The 25157-nt window shown below is 72.2% G+C and carries 19 protein-coding genes; 9 read left to right on the top strand and 10 right to left on the bottom strand.

The features are described from left to right. Window positions 1-2 precede the first annotated feature (2 nt). Both FQY64_RS00775 and mutY read left to right on the top strand, forming a co-directional pair. The gene (locus tag FQY64_RS00775; protein ID WP_146471797.1) at window positions 3-1289 is read left to right on the top strand and encodes an AsmA family protein; all 1287 of its coding nucleotides are present in this window, start codon (window positions 3-5) and stop codon (window positions 1287-1289) included. Next, a complete protein-coding gene (gene mutY / locus FQY64_RS00770) occupies window positions 1286-2329 on the top strand; it encodes an A/G-specific adenine glycosylase (protein WP_146471796.1) in 1044 nt (347 codons plus the stop codon). Before FQY64_RS00775 ends, mutY begins: the two co-directional genes overlap by 4 nt. 9 nt (window positions 2330-2338) lie before the next feature. Here mutY and dapE read toward each other — a convergent pair whose 3' ends face one another. The 5 genes from dapE to map all read right to left on the bottom strand — a co-directional run bounded on the left by dapE (window position 2339) and on the right by map (window position 8490). Next, window positions 2339-3472 (bottom strand): succinyl-diaminopimelate desuccinylase, encoded by a 1134-nt coding sequence (gene dapE / locus FQY64_RS00765; protein ID WP_146471795.1) that lies wholly within the window; start codon window positions 3470-3472, stop codon window positions 2339-2341. 213 nt (window positions 3473-3685) lie between these two features. Beyond that, a complete protein-coding gene (locus tag FQY64_RS00760) occupies window positions 3686-4042 on the bottom strand; it encodes a Spx/MgsR family RNA polymerase-binding regulatory protein (protein ID WP_146471794.1) in 357 nt (118 codons plus the stop codon). 172 nt (window positions 4043-4214) lie between these two features. Beyond that, window positions 4215-5108, bottom strand: a complete 894-nt coding sequence (dapD, locus tag FQY64_RS00755; RefSeq protein ID WP_146471793.1) for a 2,3,4,5-tetrahydropyridine-2,6-dicarboxylate N-succinyltransferase — start codon at window positions 5106-5108, stop codon at window positions 4215-4217. After that, complete coding sequence (gene glnD, locus FQY64_RS00750; protein WP_146471792.1) at window positions 5105-7717, bottom strand: [protein-PII] uridylyltransferase; 2613 nt, start codon at window positions 7715-7717, stop codon at window positions 5105-5107. Before glnD ends, dapD begins: the two co-directional genes overlap by 4 nt. Further along, window positions 7714-8490, bottom strand: a complete 777-nt coding sequence (gene map, locus FQY64_RS00745) for a type I methionyl aminopeptidase (RefSeq protein ID WP_146471791.1) — start codon at window positions 8488-8490, stop codon at window positions 7714-7716. The genes glnD and map overlap by 4 nt, the downstream gene beginning before the upstream one ends. 277 nt (window positions 8491-8767) lie before the next feature. Here map and FQY64_RS00740 point away from each other — a divergent pair, with 277 nt between their 5' ends. The 7 genes from FQY64_RS00740 to tsf all read left to right on the top strand — a co-directional run bounded on the left by FQY64_RS00740 (window position 8768) and on the right by tsf (window position 15540). Next, window positions 8768-9388 (top strand): hypothetical protein, encoded by a 621-nt coding sequence (locus tag FQY64_RS00740; protein ID WP_146471790.1) that lies wholly within the window; start codon window positions 8768-8770, stop codon window positions 9386-9388. Window positions 9389-9454: 66 nt separating this feature from the next. Beyond that, on the top strand, window positions 9455-10081 hold the full coding sequence (locus FQY64_RS00735) for a hypothetical protein (RefSeq protein ID WP_146471789.1): 627 nt from the start codon (window positions 9455-9457) through the stop codon (window positions 10079-10081). Continuing rightward, a complete protein-coding gene (locus tag FQY64_RS00730; protein ID WP_146471788.1) occupies window positions 10078-10533 on the top strand; it encodes a hypothetical protein in 456 nt (151 codons plus the stop codon). The genes FQY64_RS00735 and FQY64_RS00730 overlap by 4 nt, the downstream gene beginning before the upstream one ends. Beyond that, window positions 10530-11312, top strand: coding sequence for a hypothetical protein (locus FQY64_RS00725; protein ID WP_146471787.1), 783 nt, complete (start codon window positions 10530-10532; stop codon window positions 11310-11312). Before FQY64_RS00730 ends, FQY64_RS00725 begins: the two co-directional genes overlap by 4 nt. Continuing rightward, complete coding sequence (locus tag FQY64_RS00720; RefSeq protein ID WP_146471786.1) at window positions 11309-13426, top strand: carboxypeptidase-like regulatory domain-containing protein; 2118 nt, start codon at window positions 11309-11311, stop codon at window positions 13424-13426. Before FQY64_RS00725 ends, FQY64_RS00720 begins: the two co-directional genes overlap by 4 nt. A gap of 287 nt (window positions 13427-13713) precedes the next feature. Continuing rightward, complete coding sequence (gene rpsB, locus FQY64_RS00715) at window positions 13714-14547, top strand: 30S ribosomal protein S2 (RefSeq protein WP_146471785.1); 834 nt, start codon at window positions 13714-13716, stop codon at window positions 14545-14547. 111 nt (window positions 14548-14658) lie between these two features. Beyond that, window positions 14659-15540, top strand: a complete 882-nt coding sequence (gene tsf, locus FQY64_RS00710) for a translation elongation factor Ts (RefSeq protein ID WP_146471784.1) — start codon at window positions 14659-14661, stop codon at window positions 15538-15540. Window positions 15541-16232: 692 nt separating this feature from the next. On the opposite strand, the gene FQY64_RS00705 is transcribed toward tsf, so the two are convergent. From FQY64_RS00705 to FQY64_RS00685, 5 genes are all read right to left on the bottom strand, one after another. Then, entirely contained in the window at window positions 16233-16937 is a 705-nt protein-coding gene (locus FQY64_RS00705) for an AIM24 family protein (protein ID WP_146471783.1), read from the bottom strand. A gap of 135 nt (window positions 16938-17072) precedes the next feature. Then, the gene (locus FQY64_RS00700) at window positions 17073-20270 is read right to left on the bottom strand and encodes an autotransporter domain-containing protein (protein WP_146471782.1); all 3198 of its coding nucleotides are present in this window, start codon (window positions 20268-20270) and stop codon (window positions 17073-17075) included. A gap of 86 nt (window positions 20271-20356) precedes the next feature. Next, window positions 20357-23179: a TonB-dependent receptor gene (locus FQY64_RS00695; RefSeq protein ID WP_146471781.1), complete on the bottom strand. Its 2823-nt coding sequence runs from the start codon at window positions 23177-23179 to the stop codon at window positions 20357-20359. Window positions 23180-23425: 246 nt separating this feature from the next. Further along, on the bottom strand, window positions 23426-24421 hold the full coding sequence (locus FQY64_RS00690; protein WP_146471780.1) for a FecR family protein: 996 nt from the start codon (window positions 24419-24421) through the stop codon (window positions 23426-23428). Next, window positions 24418-24963, bottom strand: a complete 546-nt coding sequence (locus tag FQY64_RS00685) for an RNA polymerase sigma factor (RefSeq protein ID WP_268245294.1) — start codon at window positions 24961-24963, stop codon at window positions 24418-24420. The genes FQY64_RS00690 and FQY64_RS00685 overlap by 4 nt, the downstream gene beginning before the upstream one ends. Window positions 24964-25157: the final 194 nt, after the last annotated feature.

Here is a 25157-nt window from a genome sequence, read left to right as displayed (position 1 = left end):
CCGTGCATCCCGACGCGCCCGCCCGCGACGCCGGACCCGACCGCCCGCGCCCGCGCCGGCGCTGGATCGCGCTCGCGCTGCTGCTCGCCGCGCTGGCGCTCGCGCTGGTCTGGTTGACGCGGCCGCCGCAGGTCGCCGGGCTGGTGGTGGCGCAGCTCGGCAAGGCGCTGGATCTTGCGATCACCGCCGAAGGCGTCAGCGAGTACACCTGGCGCGGCGCGCCGAGCATCACGCTGCGCGAGGTGGTCGCGCGCCGGCCCGGCGAGTCGGTGCCGCTGCTGCGCGCCCGTCGCGTCCACGTCGAACTGCCGTGGCGCACGCTGCGCACGCGCGGCGCGCCGCTGGTGGTGACACGGATCGAACTGGACGCGCCGGAGATCGACCTTCCCGCGCTGCAACGCTGGCTGGCCGCGCGCCCTCCGACCGAGCCCGGACGCGTGTTCGTCCTCACCGACGGCCTTGCGGTCGAGCACGGCGTACTGCGCGGCGAAGGCTGGCGCGTGGAGGGCATCACCCTCGACGTGCCGCGCTACGGCGGCGACCTCGCGCTCGAGGGCGAGGTGCGCGGGCGCTACGTGGGCGGCGCGCTGGCGGCCGACTTCGCGCTCGAGGGCCGGGTGGATCGCGCGACTCTGCCGACGCCCGTGCGGCTCGACGGCACGGTGCGCGTGGAAACCGCGACCTGGGCGATGCCGGCCTGGCTGACGGCGAGCGGCGCGCTGCACGCGGCCGACGGCGGTTTCGCCGTGCGCCCGCTGCGCCTCGGCGTGGCCGCGCGCTACCTCGCGCACGAGGCGACGGTTCCGTTCCGCGTGGGGGCGTACGGGCCGCTCGCGTTCGCCGACGGGAGGCTTGCGATGGAACCGGCGACGATCGCGCTGCGCCCGCAGGAGGGCGTCGCTCCCGCGCTGATGCCGGTGCTGCGCGCGCGCGGCGCGCTCGGTGTCGGCGAGACGCTGCGGCTGGACCTGCGAGGCGCGCTCGCCGACTGGCCCGACACCTGGCCGGCGCTGCCCGCGCCGGTCGGGCCATCGGATGCGCCGCTGCCGTTCGCGCTGCGCTATGCCGGCCCGACCGACCTCGCCGCGCCGGTCGAGCTGCACCTGGCGCGCGACGCCGCCACCTTCGACGCCCGCTTCCGCCTGCCGGCGGTGCTGGATTGGCTGGATGCGGGCCTGACGCAATCGCCGCTGCCGCCGCTCGACGGCCGCCTGCGCGCGCCGCGGCTGGAGGTCGCAGGCGCGACGCTGGAAGGCGTGGAGATCGAACTGGGCGACGCCGCGCCATGACCGCGCGCGACGACTTCGCCGCTCGCCTCCTGCGCTGGTTCGACGTCTCCGGCCGCCACGATCTGCCGTGGCAGCACCCGCGCACGCCGTACCGCGTCTGGCTGTCGGAGATCATGCTGCAGCAGACGCAGGTGAGGACGGTGATCCCCTACTTCCTGCGCTTCGTCGACGCGCTGCCGACCCTGCCCGCGCTCGCCGCCGCACCGCTGGACCAGGTGCTGGCGCTGTGGTCGGGGCTGGGCTACTACAGCCGCGCGCGCAATCTGCACGCGGCGGCGCGCGTGTGCATGGACAGGCACGGCGGCGAACTGCCGCGCGATCCCGAGGCGCTGACCGCACTGCCCGGCATCGGCCGCAGCACCGCCGCGGCGATCCTCACCCAGGCCTGGGGCGAGCGGCACGCGATCCTCGACGGCAACGTCAAACGCGTGCTGGCGCGCTATCACGGCATCGACGGCTGGCCCGGACTGCCGGCGGTGGAGAAGCGGCTGTGGGCGCTGGCCGAATCGCACCTGCCGCACGCGCGGCTGGCCGACTACACGCAGGCGCAGATGGATCTCGGCGCGACGATCTGCACCCGCGATCCGGCCTGCGCGCTGTGCCCGCTGCAGGCCGACTGCGTGGCGCGCATCGAGGGCCGCACCGCCGAACTGCCGACGCCGCGGCCGAACAGGGCATTGCCGCAGCGCGAGGCCATCCTGCTGTGGCTGGAGGACGCGTCCGGCCGCGTGCTGCTGGCGCGCCGGCCGCCCACCGGCGTGTGGGCCGCGCTGTGGTCGCTGCCGCAGTTCGACGACGAGGCGGCGGCGGCCGCGTGGCTGGCCGCGCACGGGCGCGTTTGCCGCGACGCCGAGCCCTTGCCGCCGATCGAACACGGCTTCAGCCACTACCGCCTGCGGCTGCATCCGCGGCGGTTGCGCGGCGTCGCGGCGCCGCCCGGGGTGCGCGATGCCGACGACCTGCGCTGGGTCGAACCGCTCGCGCTGCCGGAGTACGGGATGCCGGCGCCGATCCGCCGCCTGCTCGCGCGCGAAGCCTGACCGCGCCGCTCAGGACGGCAGCAGCAGGCGCTCGATCAAGGCGAGGTACAGCGCGGGCAGCCGCTCCAGATCGGCCACCCGCACGTGCTCGTCGACCTTGTGGATGCTGGCGTTGACCGGGCCGATCTCGACGCAGTGCGCGCCAAGCGGCGCGATGAAACGCGCGTCCGACGTGCCGCCGCCGGTGCTCTCGTCGGGTGCGCTGCCGGCGAAAGCCGCCAGCACCTCGCGCGCGGCGGCGCGCAGCGGGCCTTCGGGCGTGTAGAACGGCTCGCCGCCGCGGTGCCAGTGGATCGCGTAGTCGAGCCCGTGCGCGCGCAGCACCGCCTCGCATTCCTGTTCCAGGCGCGGCGCGCTCCAGTGCGGGTTGAAGCGCAGGTTGAACAGCACCTGCAGCTCGCCGGGAATGACGTTGTTGGCGCCGGTGCCGGCGTGCACGTTGCTGATCTGCAGGCTGGTCGGCGGGAAGCTCTCGTAGCCCTCGTCCCAGCGCCGCGCGGCGAGTTCCGCCAGCGCCGGCAACGCCTTGTGGATCGGATTGCGCGCCTTCTCGGGATACGCCACGTGGCCCTGGATGCCGTGCACGGTGAGCGTCGCCGACAACGTACCGCGCCGCCCGACGCGCAGCAGGTCGCCGAGCGTCGCCTTCGAGGAGGGCTCGCCGGTCACGCACCAGTCGATGCGCTCGCCGCGCTGGCGGAACATCTCGGCGACCCGGCGCACGCCGTCGATGGCGTCGCCCTCCTCGTCCGAGGTCAGCAGCAGCGCGACCCGGCCCGTGTGCCCGGGATGCGCGACGACGAAGCGCTCCAGCGCCACCACGAACGCCGCCACGCTGCCCTTCATGTCGGCCGCGCCGCGGCCGTACAGCAGGCCGTCGCGCACCTGGGGCACGAACGGATCGCTCGACCACGCCTCGCGCGGCCCCGGCGGCACCACATCGGTATGGCCGAGCAGCACCAGCGTGGGACCGCTCTCGCCGTGCACCGCCCACAGGTTGTCGACCGCGCCGAAGCGCAGCGCTTCACAGCGGAATCCGCGGGCTTCCAGCCGCCGCGCGATCAGCCCCTGGCAGCCGGCGTCGTCGGGCGTGATCGAAGGCCGCGCGATCAGCTCACAGGTGAGGTCGAACACGTCGCTCATCGCATCTCCGCAGGGCGGTGGGACCCGCCCGTTGTCGGCGGGTCGAGACCCGCCCGTCAGGAGTGAATCCGTAGGTTGGGCTGAGCCGAAGGCGAAGCCCAACACTCCCATCCCTCTCACGCACCGGCCCGGCGTCGGGCTTCGCTGCGCTCAGCCCGACCTACGGACCGCATCCCATCTCCCCAGCCCGTTGTCGGCGGGTCGAGACCCGCCCTACGCCACGCCGAACCGCTTTTTGAAGCCGTTGTCGCTGAAGCCTTGGGTCACTGCGCCGTCGTCGGTCACCACCACCGGGCGGCGGATCAACTGCGGGTACTCCTTCAGCAGCAGCTTCCACTCGGCGTCGGAACCGGGCGTCTTGCGCGCCGGCGGCAGGTTGCGCCAGGTCGGCGAGGCCTTGTTGACCATCGCATCCCAGCCGCCCAGCTCGTCCTTCCACGCGACCAGTGTCTCCGGCGCCACGCGCTGCTCGCGGTAATCCACGAACGCGTGCTCGATGCCGAAGCGCGTCAGCCAGTTGCGCGCCTTCCGGCAGGTGTCGCAGTTGGCGAGGCCGTACAGGGTCACCATCTCTCGATTTCCTCGGTGCAGACAGGGGAGTTCAGCCACGGATTTTCGCGGATGAACGCGGATCCCTTCTTCCTACTGCGTTATCAGCGTCTGCCGTCGCGGGGCCGTCCCGGCGCTGCCTGTACGCGCGAGGCATCGATCCGCGTTCATCCGTGCCGATCCGTGGCAAAACTCACTCCGCCAAGCCGCGCAACAGATCGTTGATCGACGTCTTCGCGCGCGTTTTGGCGTCGACCTGCTTGACGATCACCGCGCAGTACAGCGAGTGCGAGCCGTCCTTCGCCGGAAGCTGGCCGGAGACCACCACGCTGTACGGCGGCACGTAGCCGTAGCCGATCTCGCCGGTCATGCGGTTGTAGATGCGCGTGCTCTGGCCGATGAACACGCCCATGCCGATCACGCTGTGGTGGCCGACCACCACGCCTTCGACGATCTCCGAGCGCGCGCCGATGAAGCAATGGTCCTCGATGATCGTCGGCGAGGCCTGCAGCGGCTCCAGCACGCCGCCGATGCCGGCGCCGCCGGACAGGTGGCAGTGCTTGCCGATCTGCGCGCAGGAACCGACCGTGGCCCAGGTGTCCACCATCGTTCCCTCGCCGACGTAGGCGCCGATGTTGACGAAGCTCGGCATCAGCACCACGTCCTTGCCGATGTAGGCGCCGCGGCGCGCGATCGCGCCGGGCACCACGCGCGCGCCGAGCTTGCGGAAGTCGTTCTCGCCGAAGCCGCCGAAGCGCGCCGGCACCTTGTCCCAGAACGGCGCCGGCTGCGCATCGATCACCTGCATGTCGTTGACGCGGAAGTACAGCAGCACCGCCTTCTTCAGCCACTCGTTGACCGTCCAGCCGCCTTGGCCGTCGGGCTCGGCGACGCGGAACTCGCCGCTCTCCAGGCCCGCGATCACGCGCTCCACGGTCGGCCGGGTGGACCCCTCGATCTCGTCGAGCGTGAGCATGGTGCGGCGCTCGAACGCGCTCTCCACCATGAACTTCAGTTCCTCGCGGCCCGGCCCTTTCGGCACGGCCTTCTTCCGCACGCGCTTGGCGGGCGTCTTGTCGATGCTCATCGGTTCACTCCAGGGTCGAGGCAGGCGATCAGCGCCTCGCGCAGCGCCTGCTGTTGAGCGGGATCCAGCGCCCGATCGGCGCGGTCGGTGATCTGGAACACGTCCTCGGCGCGCTCGCCGAAGGTGGCGATGCGCGCGTCGTGCACGCGCAGGCCCTGGGCGCGCAGCGTCTGCGCGACATCGGCGAGCAGGCCGGGCCGGTCCGTGCAGACCAGGCTCATCAGCGTGCGCCCGTTCGGCGCGTCGTCGAAGGCGATCTGCGGCGCGATGCGGAAATGGCGCAGATGGCGCGGCTGCGCGCGGCGCGGCGGGCGCACGTGTTCGAGCGCGCCGGCCAGCACGCGTTCCAGCTCGGCGCGCAGGGTTTCCGGCGGCACCGCCCGCTGCGGCTCCACCGGCACCACCAGCAACGTGTCGAACACCGCGTGGTGCGGCCCGTCGAGGATGCGCGCCTGCTGGATCGCGTAGCCGCCGCGGTCGAGGGTGGCGACGATCGCCGCGAACAGGCCGTCGCGATCGGGCGAATGCACGAACACCTCGAACGCGGTCTGCTGCGCCCCGAGCGCCCGCACGGCGACGCGGGTGTCGCCGGCCGCGGCGTCGCGGATGACCTCGGCATGCCAGGCGATCTGATCCGGCCGCGCGCGCTGGAACGACACCTCCGGCATGCGCGCGAACAGCGTTTCGATTTCCGCGTCGGCGACGCCCTGCGCGCGCAGCAGCGCGGCGGCCTGCGCGCGCGTCTCGGCGCTGCGCTCGGCCTCCGCCACCGGGTTCTCCAGCCCTCGCCGCAACGCCAGTCGGGTGGCGGTGTGCAGATCGGCCAGCAGCCGGTCCTTCCAGGCGTTCCACAGCTTCGGCGAGGTGCCGGCGATGTCGGCGCAGGTGAGCAGGTAGAGATGGTCGAGCCGCTCGCGGTCGGCCACCTTCGACGCGAAGCGGTGGATCACCTCGGGGTCGGCGATGTCCTGCTTCTGCGCGGTCACCGACATCAGCAGGTGATGCCGCACCAGCCATTCGACCAGCGCGGTGTCGGCTTCCGACAGCCCATGCGCCTCGCAGAACGCGCGCGCGTCCACCGCGCCGAGCTCGGAATGATCGCCGCCCCGGCCCTTGCCGATGTCGTGGAACAGACCGGCGAGCAGCAGCAGCTCCGGTTTGCGCAATTGCGGCCAGACTTCGTGCGCGACCGCGAAGCGCTCGTCGCGCTCGCCCGAGGCGAACGCCGCCAGGTTCTTCAGCACCGCCAGCGTGTGCTGATCGACCGTGTAGACATGGAACAGGTCGAACTGCATGCGGCCGGAGACCTGCGCGAAGGCCGGAATCCAGCGGCCGAGCACACCCAGCCGCGCCATCCGCGTCAACGACTCCACCGGCTGCGGGCCGCGCAGCAGTTGCAGGAAGCGCGCGCGCAGTTCCGGCGGCGCGGCGTCGTAGGCCGGGATCGATGGCAACGCTTCGGCCAGCGCGCGCGCGGTACGCGAATGCAGGCCGCGGGCGTCGTCGCGTCCGGCCCAGACCGAGAACAGCGCGAACACGTCGGCCGGCGTGCGCGGCCATCGCGGATCGCGCGCGGCGACGTAGCCGCGGCGCAGCTCGAACGCATCGTCGATCGGCGTCGGCGCGCCCTCGCCTTCCAGTTGCTCCTCGAACCGCTGCAGCAGGCGGTCGCCGATGCGGATCACCAGCGCGGCGGCGCGGTAGAACTCCTGCATCATCCGCTCGACCGCGAGCGTGTCGGCATCGTCCACGTGGCCCAGCCGCGCGGCCAGCGCCTTCTGGTGGTCGAAGCGCAGGCGCTCCTCGCGCTTGCCGGCGACCAGATGCAGGCCGAAGCGCAGCCGCGAGAGCACGAGCCGCTGGCGATCGAGCGTGGCGTATTCGTCCTGGCCGAGCTGCCCCAGCGCCACCAGCGACTGCAGGTCGGGCGTGCCGGCGATGCGCAGCGCCATCCAGCGCAGCGTCTGCAGGTCGCGCAGGCCGCCGGGGCCCTCCTTCACGTTCGGTTCGAGGTTGTCGGCGGTGTCGCCGTAGCGCGCGTGGCGGGCGCGCAGCTCGTCGCGCTTGGCGAAGAAGAACGCGCGCGCCGGCCACACCCGTTCCGGCGCGATCGCCTGCCGCAGCGCCTCGCGCGCGGACGCAAGGCCCGCCAGTTGGCGCGCCTCCAGTATCGCGGTCAGCACCGTGATGTCGTCGGCGGCCGCTTCCGTGCACGCCGCAGGCGACCGCACCGCATGGCCGACCGGCAGGCGCACGTCCCACAGCATCGCGAAGAAGCAGCCGAGCGCCTCGCGGTGGCGCGCCTGCGCGTCCTCGTCGGCGAGCACGAGCAGGTCGATGTCGGAGTGCGGGAACAGCTCGCCGCGGCCGTACCCGCCCACCGCGAACAGCGCCAGCGGCGCGTCGTCGGCGATGCAGCGGCGCCAGGCCTCGAGCACCACGCGGTCGGCGGCCGCCGCGCGCGCGGCGGTGAGCGCATCGAGCTGGACCTCGGCGCCGAAGCGCGCCGCGAGGGCGGCGTCGTGCTCGGCGAGCCAGGCACGGGTCCGTGCCGCCCAGTTCCCCGCGTCCTGGGAGCCGACCGCCTGCCCGGCCGTCGCGTCGGTCATAGGTCGTTGTCGTCGCCCGGCAGACGGGTGAGGATCTCCACGCCGTCCTCGGTGACGGCCACCGTGTGCTCCCACTGCGCGGACAGCTTCCGGTCCTTGGTCACCACGGTCCAGCCATCCGGAAGCAGGCGGGTATGCCGGCTGCCCTCGTTCACCATCGGCTCGATGGTGAAGGTCATCCCCGGCTTGAGCACCAGCCCCTCGCCGGGCCGCCCGTAGTGCAGGACCTGCGGTTCCTCGTGGTAGACCCGGCCGATGCCGTGGCCGCAGTACTCGCGCACCACCGAGAAGCGCTCGCTCTCGACGAAGCTCTGGATCGCATGGCCGATGTCGCCGAGCGTCGCGCCCGGCCGGACCGCGCGGATGCCGCGGAACATCGCCTCGCGCGTGACCTCCACCAGGCGCCGGGCCATCACCGAGGGCGTGCCGACGAAGTACATGCGGCTGGTGTCGCCGTGCCAGCCGTCCTTGATGACGGTGACGTCGATGTTGAGGATGTCGCCGTCCTTCAGCACCTTCGCCGGGCTCGGGATGCCGTGGCAGATCACGTTGTTGACCGAGGTGCAGATCGACGCCGGAAACCCCTTGTAGCCGACGTTGGCCGGGATCGCCTTCTGCACGTTGACGATGTGATCGTGGCAGATGCGGTCCAGATCGGCGGTGGTCACGCCGGGGCGGACGTGCGGGGCCACCACCTGCAGCACCTCGGCCGCCAGGCGGCCGGCGGCGCGCATCTTCTCGATCTCTTCGGGAGTCTTCAGGGTCACGGGCATCCGGCAAGTATCGCCGATTTCGCCCGGCCGCCGTCCGGTGGCCACCTGGGGCTGCGGGCGGGCGACGGCACCCCGTCGCCTCCACGGCGCGACGGAAGCGCGTCATTACGTGATCACAATCACAAGACAAAGGTTTGACACGCCAATCACGTCCTTTTAGATTTCGCGCTTGGTCCGCAAGCCGATGTGACGCCGTTCGCAATCGGCCGCCGGGGTGGCGCCGGACCTACCGCCGGCCCAGGCCGAGCCCGGCTTCCATCCACAGGGGGTTACCGTAATGCGCGTTTTCCAGAAGTCTCTGCTGGCGGCCGCTCTGCTGGCCGCTCCGTTCCTCGCCCATGCCGAGTCCAACTTCGTCACCGGCAACGGCGCCCTGACCGCCAATGCGCGGCTCGACTTCCAGATCACCGTGCCGCGCGTGCTCTACCTGCGCGTGGGCGCCGGTAACGCCATGGCCAACAACACCGCGGTCAACCTGATCGACTTCAACGTGCCGGCCGCGCAGGTGGGCAACGGCACCGCGGTCGCGGCCACCGCCGCTTCCGGCGACCTCGGCAACGGCACCGTCACCGCCCGCCTGATCGGCAACGGCGGCGCGATCACCTTCTCGTCCACCACCACCGGCGCGCTCAGCAACGGTGCGGGCGACACGATCTCCTACGCCGCGATCGCCACCTCGGTGGCCAGCCTGGCGGGTGTCAGCGAGCAGCTCATGCATCCGGCCCTGGCCGACGGCACGACCACCAGCCTCAACCTGACCCCGACGTCCGGCCGCGTCATCAACCGCGGCGCGCAGTGGACGTACACTTACAGCAACGCGGCGGTCGTCGCCCCCGGTACTTACGGCGGCGTGAACACCCAGAACGGCCGCGTGACCTACACCGCGTCGATGCCGTAAGTCGTGAAGGCCGCCGGTCCCATGCCGGCGGCCTTTTCTCGCGAGGACGTCCCGATGCTCCGCCGCGTGCGGCCTGCGTTGCTGGTGACCGCGCTGGCGCTGCCGTGCCTGGCGAACGCGTTCACCGTCACCATCTCGCCCGGGCCGCGCGCGATCTATCTGCGCGTGGGCACCGGTGGCTACAACGGCACGCCGTACAGCAGCGACGAGGACACGCTGCAAGCGAACACCACGGTCAACATGGTATCGCTGGCGATCCCGGCCGCCCAGGTCGGCAATGGGACCGACCTGGCGATGGCCGTCAATGGCGGAACCCCGCAGCAGATCAGCCACTGGGACAACTACCTGTTCTGCAATCCCAACCAGGTCTACGTCGGGTTTTTCTACCGGCTGCCGAGGCGGGAGTCGGGGACAGCGACGCTTACGGTGACGACGCCGCCCTCGCTCGGCAACGGCCTCGGCGACGCCATCCCGATCGGCCAGATCCGCTGGACCACCAGCGGCAACAGTGACGGCGCCGGAACGGCGCAGCCTGTGCCGGCCGGGAGCTTCAACGGCGGCGTGCAGACGCTCGCGACGTTCGGAGACAACTCGTGGCGCGAGAGCTGCATGAGCTTCTTCTACGCCAACGACGCGGTCGTGCCGGCGGGCACCTACACCGGGCGTGCGACCTACACGCTGACCGCGCCATGAGCCGCTTCCTTCCGCTTGCGCTCCTGCTGGCTGCCGGCCCCGCGACCGCCGCGTCCACGTTCCCGGTCGACGACAGCCGCAGCCATGTGCAGAGCCCGCTCGTGCGCACGCGCTGGGAGGATCCGGTGCCCGGGCGCGGCAGCAATGCGGTGATCGGCCAGCTCACCGTGGTGGCGCGGCTGGACGTGTCGCCGTGGCGCGGGCGGGAGGGCCGCATCTACCTGACGTTGCCGCCGCAGGCGTTCGATGCGCTGACGGCGTCCTGGACCACGCATGGCCGGCTGCTGCCCGGCACCGTGCGCAGCGGCCAGCGCACGCTGGTCTACGCCGGCCCGATCGCGACCGACGAGATCGAGGACGTGCTGCTGCTCACGCTGAAAGCCGACGGCAGCCGCCTGTTCCGCACGGAGGCGGTCGAGTTCCGCTTCGAAATCGACGTCGATACCCCGTGATCCGCCTGTCCGCCCTGCTCGCTCTCGCTCTCTGCGCGCTGCCCGCCGCGGCGCAGGAGTTCTCCGTGCTGGTCTCGCCGCCCCGCTTCGAGGCGTCGACAAAGCCGGGCGAGACCTTCCGCAGCGTGCTGGAGATCACCAACGTCTCCAGCCAGCCGGCGCGGCTGGGCATCCGCACCGCCGACTGGACCCTGCGCGCCGACGCCAGCGCGGAATTCGACTACGCGCTGGCGCCCGGCAGTTGCCGGCCGTGGGTCGGCCTGGAGGCGGCCGAGGTGCACCTGCCGGCCAACGGCAAGCGACGCTACCGGTTCGAGGTCGCCGTGCCGGCCGACGCGCCGGTCGGCGAATGCCGCTTCGCGCTGATGCTGGAGGGCGACCCGCAGGCGGTGCGCGGCTCCACCGTGCCGATCGCCGGGCGGATCGGAGTGATCGTCTACCTCGCCGTCGGCGGCGCCGCGCCCAGGCTGACGGTGATGGGAACGCGCACGGCGACGGTGGAGGGCCGCGAGGTGCCCGCGATCGAGGTGCGCAACGACGGCAACGCCCACGGCCGCCTGGACGGCCTGGTCGAAGGCGAGGACGCCGGCGGCACGCGCTACGCGTTCGCGCCCAACGGCCTTCCGATCCTGCCGGGGGAGACCCGCGTGATCCCGCTGGTCCCGCAAGCCGACCGTCCCGACGCCCCGGCGCCGACGCTGCGCTTCCCGGTCCGGCTGAAGGGCCGCCTGGAGACGTCGGCCGGCGCGGTGGACGTCGAAGGCACGTTTCCGGGATGAGCGGCTCCGGCGCGCCGCGCGCCCGCCGGCTGAGCGCGGCGATCCTGGCCATCCTCGCCGGCGCGACCTGGGCCCGGACGCCGACCCCGGCGGCAACCGACGAGCGCGAGGACGGGGAAGGCAACGTCCTCACCCGCGCGGCGGTGCTGACGCTGGGCGGGCCGGCGGCCCAGCGCGAACTGCCTCCGGCCGTGGCGCCGGCGGGCGGGCGTCCCGCCGCGCGCGACGCGGAACCTTACCGCGACCGCATCCTTTCGCCCGCGCAACTGCCGCCGCTGGCGCCCGAGGAGGACGCCCCGGAGGACAGCGGCGGCCTGCCGCGCAGCCAGCGGGCCGAAGTCCTCGTCAGCCGCAACCAGCGCGGCGACGCCTCGTACGACGAATACGGCCTGCGTGGCGGCGCGTTCTGGGAGACCGCCGCGCTCGGCAGCTTCTCCTTCGACTTCACCGCCTTCCGCAGCGAGCGCCCCGGCAGCACCGGCGTCGGCGGCAGCGCGACCCTGTGGCAGCGCAATCTGCCGCTCGACGGCGGCTGGCGGGTCGACAACGGCCTCGGCGTGCTCAACACGCCGACCGTGCCGATGCTGCGCGACCAGTACCGCTTCTTCCTGCCGACCGTCAGCTTCGCCGGCATCGCCAGCGGCTGGCGCAACCCGGACACCGGAACCGAGCTGCAGGCCGCGTTCGGACGCGCCGGGCGGTACGACGGCACCCGCGTGGTCGGCTTCGACGTCGCCTCCGGGCAGGTCGGCACCCTCGGCGCGCAATGGCGCTTCTCGCCGCTGTGGAGCGGCGCGGCCACCGCGCTGGTCACCGACGGCCGCGTCGTGCCCGACCCCGACGGTTCGCTGCCGCCGCCCGGCGAGGCGGCGCTGCAGCCCGGCCGCACGCGGGCGCTGCACACCGCGGTGGCGCGCACGTCGGGCGATGCCTCCCTGCAGATGAACCTGCTCGGCAGCGCCGGCGACGGACTCGATTCCGCGCTCGGCGTCTGGGCCGATTACGCCCACCGCCGCGGACGCTTCGGCCACAACGCCGGGCTGTTCCGGTTGGAGCCGGATCTCGCCTGGGGCGCGTTGCCGATCAACAACAACGTCGCCGGCGGCTACTACCGTCTGAGCTACCAGTACGCGCGCTGGAACTGGACCGCCGGGATCGACCGCCTGCGCACGCTCGAGGGCCCGGGACTCGACGGCTGGTACGCCACCGGCTACGCGCGCTACCAGGCCAGCACCACGCTCGGTTACGGCGCCAGCGTCAACCTGCGGCGCACGCCGGACGTGGCGCACAGCGTGCAGCTCTTCCTCGACAAGCGCACCGTCTGGGGCCAGACGCGCCTGCAGTTCGATCAGGCCGGCGGCGAAGGCAGCGGCGACAGTTGGCTGCTGACCCTCGACCAGGATCTGCCGCTGCAGCAGGGCCGCCGTCTCGCGCTGAGCGCCTCCTACGGCGCGGTGGCCGCCGAGGGCGAGGCCGCGACGACCACCGCGAGCGTCGCGTTCTACGGCAGCGCCGATCTCACCGACACCCTTTCGCTCGACGGCAGCGCGCGCTGGACGCATGCCGACGGCCCCTCGGCGCTGCGCGGCAACGACGTCAATCTCGGCCTCAACTGGCGGCTGTCGCGCCACCTGACGCTGACCGCGGCCTACTACGAGACGCGCGGCTCGCAGCGTTCGCCGTTCGTCATCGATCCGCTGGCGAACGAGCAGCCGTTCGTGCGCCTGCCGCGCGACCGCGCGCTGCTGCTCAGCCTACAGTTCCAGCGCCAGGCCGGGCGGCCGCAGGCGGTGCTGGGCGGGCCGCCGAACGCCGCGCACGGCCGCATCGCCGGCAGCGTGTTCCTGGACGACAACGACGACGGCGTGCGTTCGGCGGCCGAACTGCCGGCGGCGAACCTCACCGTCGTGCTCGACGGGCGCTGGTCGGTGCGCACCGACAGCCTCGGCAACTTCGAGTTCCCGCGGGTGGCGGTGGGCACGCACACGATCACCGTGCTGCCGGACAACCTGCCGCTGCCGTGGTATCTGGACGACGCCTCGGCCACCCGCAGCGTCGAGGTCCGTGTTCGCGATACCGCCCGCCTCGATCTCGGCGCCCGCCGCCCCCGCTGAACCGCCGCGGTTGCCGCCCGCTCCGCCGCCCCGCTAGAATGCGCGGCTTGCCGACGGCCCCGGTCGTCGGCCGCCCACGCCGGGCGCAGCGCGCGAAGCCCGCTTCCGCGCAGGCGAATACACACCCGCCGCCCACCTTCGTGCCGGGGTGCCCGTCAGGTCCGCCTGCGGGTTCGGCCACGAACGCGGCGGGGAGGCCCAACCCCGGAACCCGCGTCCCGCATCGGCGGGACACCCGCCCTTTTCCATCGTCGCGGCGGCCGGTTCCACGTCCTGGAGACACTGCAATGCCCCAGATCACCATGCGCCAGATGCTGGAGGCCGGCGTTCACTTCGGCCACCAGACCCGCTACTGGAACCCCAAGATGGGCCCGTACATCTTCGGCGCCCGTGGCAAGATCCACATCATCAACCTCGAGAAGACGGTTCCGCTGTTCAACGACGCGATGAACTTCCTCTCGGGCGTGGCGCAGAAGCGCGGCATCGTCCTGTTCGTCGGCACCAAGCGCTCCGCGCGCGACGCGATCAAGGAAGAGGCCGAGCGCTGCGGCATGCCGTACATGACCCAGCGCTGGCTGGGCGGCACGCTGACCAACTTCCGCACCGTCAAGCAGTCGGTGCAGCGCCTGAAGGAGCTGGAAGCGGCCGAGACCGACGGCACCTTCAACCGCCTGGTCAAGCACGAAGTGCTGGCCCTGCGCCGCGAGCGCGACAAGCTGCAGGCTTCGCTGGGCGGCATCAAGGACATGAACCGCCTGCCCGACGCGCTGTTCGTGATCGACATCGGCCACGAGGACATCGCGGTCAAGGAGGCCAAGGCGCTCGGCATCCCGGTGGTCGCCGTGGTCGACACCAACTACGACCCGAACATCGTCGACTACCCGATTCCGGGCAACGACGACGCCATCCGCGCCGTGCAGCTCTACGCCCGCGCCGCCGCCGACGCCGTGCTGGAAGGCAAGGCCGCGGCGCCGGTCATGGGCGCGCGCGACGAGGAGTTCGTGGCGGTCGAGGGCGACGAAGCCGCCGCCAAGGACGACCGCAAGGCCCCGCGCGGCCGCGGCAACGCCAAGAAGGGCCCGGCCAAGAAGGCCGACGCCGAAGCGCCTGCCGCCGAGTAACTCCCGCGTCATGCGGCCGCGCGACGCTGCGCGGCCGCGCAATCCCCTTTCCCCCGGCGCCCGGCGCGTCCACGCGCCTCCGCCTGCCCGTTTTCCGATTCGAGGTGTCCCATGGCAGAAATCACCGCTTCCCTGGTCAAGGAACTGCGCGAGCGCACCGGCGCCGGCATGATGGAGTGCAAGAAGGCGCTCACCGAGACGGCGGGCGACATCGACGCCGCCGCCGAGTGGCTGCGCAAGCAGGGCCTGGCCAAGGCCGACAAGAAGGCCAGCCGCGTCGCCGCCGAGGGCCGCATCGCCGTCGCCCAGAGCGAGGGCAAGGCGGTGCTGGTGGAGATCAACTCCGAGACCGACTTCGTCGCCAAGGACAGCAATTTCCTCGCTTTCGCCGAGGCCGTCGCGCAGGCCGCGCTCGCGTCCGGCGTGCAGGACGTCGAAGCCCTGAAGCAGGCGAAGATCGCCTCCGGCGAGACCGTGGAGGAAGCGCGCGCCGCGGTGGTGGCCAAGGTCGGCGAGAACGTGCAGGTGCGCCGCATGGTGCGCGTGGACAGCGCCAACCACGTCGCCGCCTACGTGCACGGCGGCCGCATCGGCGTGCTGGTGGAGCTGAAGGGCGGCGACATGGAGCTGGCGCGCGGCATCGCCATGCACGTGGCCGCGATGAACCCGCCCTACAACAAGGCCAGCGACGTGCCGGCCGAGTTCATCGCCAAGGAGAAGGAGATCGAGCTGGCGAAGATGAGCGAGAAGGACAAGGCCAAGCCGGCCGACATCCTCGAGAAGATCATCAGCGGCAAGCTCAACAAGATCGTCAGCGAGAACACGCTGTACGGCCAGCCGTACGTGATGGACACCAACCAGAGCGTCGAGCAGGTGCTGAAGACCGCCGGCGCCGATGTGGTGGGTTTCAAGCGCCTGGCCGTGGGCGAAGGCATCGAGAAGCAGGCCGACGACTTCGCCGCCGAGGTGATGAAGCAGGCCGGCCTGGCGTAAGCCTTCCTGCCGATGCAGCAAGCGAAAGGCCGCGGGGGACCGCGGCCTTTTCGTTTGGGAATTCGGGGTGCGGGGTGGAGGAGGCGCGGTGACGAGCCGCAAGCGCCTACGGCTTCGCCCCATCCGCGGCGGGACAAGTCCCGCCCTACGTCTGTAGGTGGGGCTGAGCCGCAGGCGAAGCCCAACAACGCCCCGATCACGACACGGGCACGGACACGCTGCGGGCGCACGGCTTTGCCGCATCCACGGCGGGACAAGTCCCGCCCTACGTCTGCAGGTTGGGCTGAGCCGCAGGCGAAGCCCAACAACGCCCCGATCACGACACGGGCACGGACACGCTGCGGGCGCACGGCTTCATCGGCATCCACGGCGGGACAAGTCCCGCCCTACGCCTGTAGGTTGGGCTGAGCCGCAGGCGAAGCCCAACAACGCCCCGATCACGAGACATGGCACGGACACGCCGCAGGCGCGCGCGGCTTCATCGGCATCCACGGCGGGACAAGTCCCGCCCTACGCCTGTAGGTTGGGCTGAGCCGCAGGCGAAGCCCAACGCCCCGATCACGACACGTGGCTCGGACACGCCGGAGGCGCGCACGGCTTCGCCACATCCGCGGGCGGGACGAGTCCCGCCCTACGCCGCTTGGCGCGCCGAGCGAGGGGGGATTCGCGCGCCCCACGGCGCGATGCCGCCGTCAGCCGCGGCCGGCGCCGGGCTGCTGGAAATACACCTCTTCGTAAGGCTGCACCACGACCCAGCCCTCGCCGGCGAACTTGAGCTGCACGGTCTCGCCCGAGCCGCGCCCGAACAGCGTGCCGAGCGAGATGTCGGTGACGATGTCGGGGTTGAGCGATCCCGACCAGGCGACGGTCGAATTGGGATCGCAGAACACCGGCTGGTCCGGCGTGACGGCGAGCGTCAGCGGCTCGTAGTGCGAGGTGATGGCGACCACGCCGTTGCCGGAGAGCCGCACGTTGAACAGACCGCCGGACATCATCCCGGCGACGCGGCGCATCATCGTGATGTCGGAGGCGATGCCGTCCTCGAAGGCCAGCACGTCGTTGCCGTTGACGTAGATCGACTCGCCGGCCAGGCGCAGCAGCGTGATCTTCTTGCCGGAGTCGGCCAGATACACGCGCCCCTGTCCTTCCATCTTCATGAGCTGGGTGCCCTCGCCGGTGAGCGCCTTCTTGAGCAGGTTGCCGAGGCCCTGCTCCAGCACGCCCTGGCGGGTGAACTTCACCGCGCCGCGATAGGCCACCATCGCGCCGGCCTTCGCCCACACGCGGCCGCTCAGCTTCACTTCGAGCAGGTGCGAGCTCTCCAGCTCGAACGGCTCGGGGCTGGCGTCCTTCTGCCGGCTGCTCTCGACGAACTCCTTCAGGCTCCTGACGCTCATCGTTCACCTCGGTCGGATGCGAAGGCCGAGCATAGGCGGCCGCAGACGAAAAAACAGCCGCCCGAAGGCGGCTGAACGAGCCCAGCGAATCCGTTCCGCGCCCGCGACGGGAAGCCCGCCGCGGGCGCGGGAGGCTCAGAACTTCCAGGAGAGTCGGGCGTTGAGTCCGTGGTCGCGCGCCTGGTCGCCGTGCTGGCCGCTGTAGCCGAGCTCGAGCAGACCGTCGCGACCCAGCCGCGCGGCCAGGCCGGCTTCGAGCACCGTCGCCTCGTCGGCCAGCGGCGTGCCGCGCACGTCGAACGCGCTGCCGCCGGTCCACATCACCGTGCTCGCGGGGGCGCCGTCGCCGCCGATGTGGCGACGGCCGATCATGCCGCGCAGGCTCAGCCAGCTTTCCTCCTGCCGCGCGCCCTTGAGGTCGAGCGCGAAGCGCAGGCCGGCGGTGGCGACGTCGCGGCGCTCCTCCTCGCCGCGGCCGGTCAGCGCCGCCGCGCCGCCGCTCTCGCGGAAGCCGTCGGTGTCGAGGCGGACGTGCGCGTACTGCACGAACGGCTGCACCTCCCAGGCCTGCGCGCCGAAGCGGTAGCCGGCCTCGGCGAAGCCCTGCAGGGCGTCGCCGTCGTAGCGCGCGCGGGTCTGCGCGGTGATGCCCGGGAACGCCAAGGTGCGTTCGATGTCGAGCTCGTGGCGCGACTGCACGATGCCGGCGCGCACGCCGAGGCCGCCCCAGTTCTGCGCGGCGTAGACGCCGAGATGGCGCGAGTCGACCTCGGCCTCGGAAGCGCGATCGCGCACGTCCAGGCGGGCGTCGCCGACGCCGCCGAACGCCCCGATCCGCCAGCCGTTGGCGAAACGGTAGTCGTAGCCGACCAGCGTGGCGTCGCCGTCGTGGTCCAGCCGCGCCGCGTTGCCGTCGGCATCGAGCTTGCCGCCGGTGCGCAGCAGTTCCACCCACGCCGTGCCCTGCGCCTCGCCCTCGACCGCGGCATCGAACGCGCCCTCGCCCGCCTGCGCGCGCGCCAGCGCGGCATCGCGCAGGTGGCGGCTGTCGGCGATCAGCGCCGCCTGCGCGCTGGCGTGCAGTTCGCCGCTGAGCGCGTCGAACGCCGGCAGCGCCTGCGCCGGGAACATCTGCGCGAGGGTCTGCAGCATCGGGTCGCTGTCGGCCGCGCGATCGGCGGCGGCGCCCACCGCGCGCTGGTTCGGCGTGCGCGCGGCGTCGGCCAGCGCCATGCCGCGCACCACGCTCAGCCCGAACGCGCTGGTGCGGTAGTCCGGCAGGAAGCGCAGGAACGGCGAGAACGCACGGGTATCGAGCGTGGCGAAGCGGCCGTCGATACCGCCGCCGGCGGTCAGCAGGGTGTAGCTCTGGCCGAGCCGGTACTGGCCGGCCGATGCGAACAGCCGCAGCGTGCCGTCCAGCGTCGCGCTGCCGGTGACGCGCAGCAGGTCGGCGCTGCCGTTGGCGGCGAGCTCGGCCTCGTACACGCCGCTGGCGGTCTGCACGTAATTGCCGTCGACGGTCAGCGTGCCGATCGAGTTGCCCGGCGCGACGGTGCCTGCCACCGTGGTGTCGGCGAGCGTGCCGGCGCCGCTGAGTTTGCCGCCGGCGCCGATCGTGGTCAGGCCGGTCTGGAGGCCGTTGACGATCGCCTGGCCGCCGTCGACCTGCAGCGTGGTGTGCAGGCCGCCATCGAGCAGCAGGAAGCCGCCCTGCACGCGCACATCGCCGCCGAGCGCGTTGTCGCCGTCCAGTTCGAGCACGCCCTGCTTCACCGTCAGGCCGCCGAACGTGTTGTCGCCGCTCAGACGCAGCCAGCCGATGCCGGACTTGGTCAGCCGGCCGTCGCCGCCGATGTCGTTGGTCCAGTCGTCCCAGGCCAGGCCTTCCCAGACCTTGGCGCCGCCGGCGCGCTGGTTCATCACCACCTCGGTGTCGACGCGGATCTGGCCCGGGCCTTCGATCGCGCGGCGCAGGTCGATCAGGCCCCAGCCGTAGATGTCGTCGACGCCTTCCTCGCCGATGTCGGTGGCGGTGGTCAGCAGCACGTCGCGGATCTGCGGGTTGTTCAGATACGGAAAGCGCTCCATCAGCAGCGCCAGTGCGCCGGTGACGTGCGGCGCGGCCATCGAGGTGCCGGTGAAGTCGGCGTAGCCGTACTCCGGGTTCTCCTCGTCGATCTCGAGGCCGACGAAGTTGCCGTCGGCATCGCGCACCACGCGTCCGTCGATCTCGCCGTCGACGATGGTGGAGGCGATGCCGGTGCCCGGCGCGGTGACGCACCAGTCCCTGGTCTGGCCGCAGATGCTGGAGCTGTCGTCGAGCTGGCCGTTCGGCGCCAGATTGACCACGCTCAGCCAGTACTGCTCGAGGCCTTCGACCCAGCGCGGCAGCGTGGCGTAGATGCCGGCGATCTCGCCGTAGTTGTTGCCGGCCGCCCACACCTGCAGCATGCCGTGCTGCAGCGAGGGATCGGCATAGGTGGCAAAGTACTCGGCCACGCCCGGCAGCGCGTACAGCTCGTCCATCTCCTCCACCGAAGTGGGCTCCTGCGCCAGGCCCCAGCTATGGTTGATGGCGCGCACGCCCTGCGCCGCCATCTGCGCGTACATGCTGGCGACCGCGGTGGAATCGGGGCCGATCTGGTACGACTCGCCGCCCACGCCCAGCAGCGAGAACAGGTCGTAGTAGCTGTTGGAGAACAGGCGCGCGGTGGTCAGATCCGCGCCGAAGGCGACGCCGTGCGTGCCTTCGCCGTCGCGGTTGGCGACCATCGTGCCGGCCACGTGCGTGCCGTGCGCGTTGTAGCTGAAACCGGCGATGGACTCGAGGTAGTCCGGCACCCAGTCGTAGAGGTAGCCGATCTCGACGAGGTACTGCACCAGCGCGCGGTCCTCGTCGGTGTATTCGAAGTACTCGACCTGCGCGCGGTCGCCGTCGGACATGAAGCAGGCGTCCGGCCCTTCCAGCGCCACCGTGTTGGTGCAACGGCTGCCGTCCTTCAGCAGGTCGGCGATGCGGATGCCGCGGTGGGTGCGGCCTGCGAACTCGGGATGGCGCAGATCGGCGCCGCTGTCGAACACGCCGAGGCGGATGCCGCGTCCGGTCAGTCCGCGGGCGTAGGCGTAGTGGGCGTTGATCGCCTGCAGCCCCCAGTCGGCCGCGAATTCGTCGGTCACCCACGAGTCGGGATCGCCGCCGCGGCCCGGATCCTGCGCCAGCGCGGCGCCGGAAAACAGCAATGCGCCGGCGATGGCGGCGGCGAGCGCCGAGCGGCCGCGCGACGTCCTGTCGCCGCGCGTCCGGCGCGCGGCATGCGTCCTGTTCTGCATCGTTCTGAACCTCGTCAGGGATTGAGCGCGCAACCTCGCGCCGATTCGATAACGACGCGCGTCACGCTTCACCCCCCTTCGGGGCGTCACTCGAAGCGGTAGCTCACGCCGAGCAGCACGTAACGGCCGCGCGGGTCGTCCCAGGCGATGTCGTAACCGGCCTTGTCGATGTCGTAGTTGACCGGCTCGCGGTCGGCGAGGTTGCGCACGTTGAGGCTGAAGCGCCAGTTGGGAACGCCCGCGTAGACCAGGTTGAGATCCCACGTGGTCCAGCCCGGGGTATTGCAACGGCCGGCGCGCAGGTAGAAGCGCGGGCAGAAATCGCCGGGCTCGGCCAGCCGCACCGGCCCCACCGCCCGCGCGCTGAGCGTGGTGGTCCAGTCGCCGCGGCTCCACTGCAGCGAGGCCAGCGCGCTGCGGTCGGGCGCGCCGTGGCCGGCGTGCTGCAGCGCCGGCGCGCCGGGATGCGGCTGGCGTTCGATGCGGTCGAGCACCTGCCCGGCCGCCTGCAGCGACCAGCGTCCGAAACGCGCGCTCTCCAGCACGTAGCGCGCCTGCACTTCCCAGCCGCGCACGTCGGTGCGGCCGACGTTCTCGAAGTAGTCGTCGATGCCGATCAGCAGGCCGTCGGCATCGCGCCGCAGCGAGCGCGGGAACGCCGCCGGATCGACCAGCGCGTTGCCCGGCTGGATCTCGTTGCGGCGGATGATGCGGAAGCGGTCCAGTTCCACGCTGAGGTCGCGCGCCGGCGTCCACACCGCGCCGAGCGTGTAGCTGCGCGAGGTTTCCGGCCGCAGATCGGGATTCTCCACCGCGCCGCGCTCGACGATGCAGTAGGCGGCGTCCTCGAACTCGAACTCGAACGCGCACGGCGCCAGCGCCGGCGTGCGCGCCACGATCGCGTAGCTGTCGAAATTGACCGGCTGCCGCAGTTCGAACAGCGAGGGCGCGCGGTAGCCGTCGGCCGCGGTCGCGCGCAGCGTGAAGCGGTCGCGCGCGCGCCATTTCATGCCGATCTTCGGCGACAGCCGGCTGCCGTAGCCTTCGCGCTGGTCCACGCGCGCGGCCAGGTCCGCCTGCAGGCGACGCGCGAGCGGCAGGCTGACTTCGGCGAACAGCGACGCGTGGCGCCGCCCCGTGTCCACGTCGAGCTTCTGCGGCGCGAGCGCCAGCGCGCGGGTCACGATCAGCGCGTCCGGGCGATGCCGCAGGCGGTCGCGGCCGTACTCGATGCCGGCCGCCATCATCGCCTCGCCGGCCGGCATCGAAAACAGCGGCCCGTGGGCCTCCAGCCCCACCTGCTCGAAGGTGGAGACACCGCGCGAACTCACGTCGGGCGAGATCCGCTCCAGCACCTCGCGCGGGTTGTCCGGCGCGCCGAAGCGGTATTCCCCCGCCTCCAGCGCGTCCATGAACGCGTCCGTCCGCACCAGCCCCTCGGCGCGGCTGGTCACCTGGTTGCGGCTGTACGAGGCCTGCAGCGTCCAGTCCCAGCGTCGCCAGCCGCCCTGCAGGCGGGCCGCCACGTCGGCGCTGCGGGTGTCGGTGATCCCGCGCACCGGGCCGGTGTCGAAGAAGGCGTAATCGAGGTAGTAGTCCTGCGGCGTCTGCCGCAGCGCCTCGGGCAGCCGCACGCGCGCGTAGAACGGCGCCGCCGAAAGGGTCTGCCGGGCGTCGCTCGCGCGCGCGCTGAGATCGAACAGGCGGTCCCCGCCCAGCGGCTGTTGCAGGCGGGCGTACAGCGACGTGCGCTCCTGCGCCGGCTGCAGGGTGTCGTATCGCGGCGGATCGAACAGGCACCCCGGCCCCAGCCCGCTCCACGCCGGGCAGTCGGTGCGCAGCAGCGCGCCGTCCTCGTCGCGGTAACCGAGCGGATAGCGCCAGTCGCCCAGGCCGAAGCGCCGCATGTCCTGCGTGCGCCAGTCGCGTCGTCCGGCGCCGAGCGCCTCGCGCTCGAAGCGGTCGCCGGACACGAACAGGTGGCCGCCGCGCCGCAGGTCGAAGCCGTTGCCGAACGAGACCCGGCGCTCCTGCGCGTCGCCGTGGGCCGACTCGCCGTAGCGTGCGCTCACCTCGCCGCCCTCGAGCTCGCGGCGCAGGATGATGTTGACCACGCCCGCCATCGCGTCCGCGCCGTAGATCGCCGAGGCGCCGCCGCGCAGGATCTCGATCCGCTCCACCATGCTGAGCGGAATGCCGTCGAGGTCGACCAGCCCGCCCAGCTCGGTGGAGATGAGGCCGTACTGCGCGACCCGGCGGCCATCGACCAGGAACAGCGTCGCCCGCGGGCCGAGCGCGTTGAGGCTGGTGGTGGCGGCGGCCGCGAACGGCTGCTGCACGCCGCCGCCGCCCTCCACCGCGACGTCCACCGGATGATGGCCGACCATGCCCGGCCGCGCGCGCAGCAGGTCGAACAGGGTCTGATGGCCGCTCGCCTCGATGTCCTCGCGGGTGATGAGGGTGACCGGCGAGGGCGTCAGCACGTCGATGTCGTGCCGCTGGATGCGCGTGCCGGTGACTTCCACGCTCTCCAGCGACGCGATCGCATCGTCCGCGCGCGGCGACGGCGCGGGGCGCGGCGCGGGCGCCGGCGCACGCGCGCGCTGCAGCAGGAAGGTGTTGGCGTTGACCGCCACCGCGCGCAGCCCGGTGCCGGCGAGCAGCCGTTCCAGCGCCTCGGCGGGCGTCAACGCCGCGGAAAGCCCGCGGCTGCGCCGGCCGGCGACCAGCTCGGGGGCGTAGAGGATCTGGATGCGGCTCTGGCGCGCGAGCGTCTCCAGCGCCTTGTCCAGCGAGCCGGCGCGGATCTCGAACGCGGTTCTCGCCGCCTGCCCGGTTTCCGCCGCCACCGCAGCGCCGGTGAAGCTCAATGCGCAGCAGAGGGCAAGCGTGAAGCGGGGCTTGGCCATTCGTCGGCAGGGCGGCAGGGACCTGCCACCTTACGAGAGGCCATCCGGCCGCGCAACGCGGCCGTCATGAACGCGGCAGGCATCGGCGCGCAACCGGCGCCCCGCATCGCAGAGTGCCGGGCGGCAGCCTTCCTGGCGCCGCCCGGCGGTCCTGCCTGACCGTGCCGCGGACGGAATCCAGCGCCCCCGCCCGCCGCAAGCCCTCCCTGGGCTGCTGCTCTCGACCTCCTGCCGAAAGCGTCCTAGCTAGCGCGCCTTGCGCAGGACGATCTCCCCATCGCCCGTGCGCTCGGCCTGCAAGCCCCACCCCTGTCGCAGCGCCGCCACCAGCGACGCCTGATCCCCCGCATGGAACACGCCGCTGACGGTGAGCGCGCCGAGCTCGGCGTCCGCCAGCCGCAGCCGCGTGCTGGAATAGCGGTTCATCTCCGCCACCAGCTGGTCCAGGCGGCGGCGCTTGAACACCAGCTCGCCGCGCGTCCAGCCGGAGGCGACCTCGAGATCGAACGCCTCGCGCGTCCCCACCCGGCCGCGCGCGTCGACCGCGATCTGCTCGCCGGGCGCCAGCCGCGCCGAGGCCCCCTCGCGTCCGCTGACGATCACCGCGCCCTCGATCAGCCCGACGCTCACGTCGGCGCCCTCGCGGCGCACCTGGAACGTGGTGCCGATGTCCTCGACGGTGCCGGCGCCGGCGCGCACCCGGAACGGGCGATGCGGATCGGCGGCCACCGTGAACTGCACGCGACCGCGCTCGACCTCGATCTCGCGCGCGTCCTCGCCGAAGCGGGCGACGATCGCCGAGTCGGTATCCAGATGCACGCGCGTGCCGTCGGCGAGCACCAGGCTGCGCTGCTGGCCGACGACGGTGGCGAAGGCCTCCGCCGCAGGCGGCTGCGGTGCCCGCCCGAGCCAGAGCGCGCCGCCCGCCACCAGGGCCAGCGCCGCCGCCAGCCCGCTCGCGATCCAGCCCCAGCGCCGGCCTGCCGTGCGCGCGCCGGCCTCGCGCCGCGCGCGACGGGCGGCGGCACGCAGCAGCGGATCGTCGCCCAGTTCGGCCACCAGCCGGTGCATCGTCTCCGCTTCCAGATAGGCGTCGACATGCCGCGGCGAGCGCGCCAGCCACAGTTCGAACTCGGCGCGCTCCTCGCGCGTGCACTCCGGCGAGAGCAGGCGCGCCAGCCAGGCGTCGGCCTGTTCCGGACCGCCCGTACTGGTCGGTCGCGCGATCGTCGATTCGTTCATGAGCCTTCCCCGGCCACGTGTCCCTGCAGGTGCAGCCGCAGCAGGTGCAGCGCACGACTGATGTTCTTCTCCACCGCGCCGACCGAGATCCGGCAGTGCCGCGCGATCTGGGTGTAGCTCATGCCTTCGATCCGGTTCAGCAGGTAGATCTCGCGGCAGCGCGCCGGCAGCCGCAGGATCGCCGCGCGCACCCGTTCGAGCTGCTGCTGGTGCTCGATGCGCTGTTCGTGCGGCAGCTCGGCCGACGGCAGCCGCTCGAAATCCGCGTCCAGACTGACGTGCGCCCCGGCCTGCCGGCTGGTCTGCTGGCGGCCGCTGTCGAGCAGCGCGTTGAGGGCGATCCGGTACATCAGCAGCTTCAGCTTCTCCGGCGGCTGGTCGCGGTAGCGCATCAGCCGCACCATGGCTTCCTGCGCGATGTCGCGCGCGTCCTCCTCATGACAACGCCGGGCCAGGAAACCGACCAGCGCGGCATGATGCCGACGCACGAAGGCATCGAATCCGTCCCCGTCGTGGGCCGGGCCCAGTGGCGCTTCGGTCACGGTCTCGGTTTCCAACGGCTACGGAGTACGAACACGGGTGATCCGGCACGGGCAGCGGGTCTGAGCATGGCGGAGGGGCACCGCACTTTTCCGGACGCCCGGCGCCGCATGGTAGACCACACGACGCCGGCTGATACGTTCGAGCCTGACCCGCTGCCCGGCCGGACTGCATTCGATAACGGAGCCGGCACGCC

The sequence above is a fragment of the Vulcaniibacterium thermophilum genome, assembly GCF_007923255.1.
Taxonomy (GTDB): Bacteria; Pseudomonadota; Gammaproteobacteria; order Xanthomonadales; family Xanthomonadaceae; genus Lysobacter_F; species Lysobacter_F thermophilum.
Note: the sequence above shows the minus strand (reverse complement) of the source record. Positions and strands in the feature narration are given on the sequence as shown.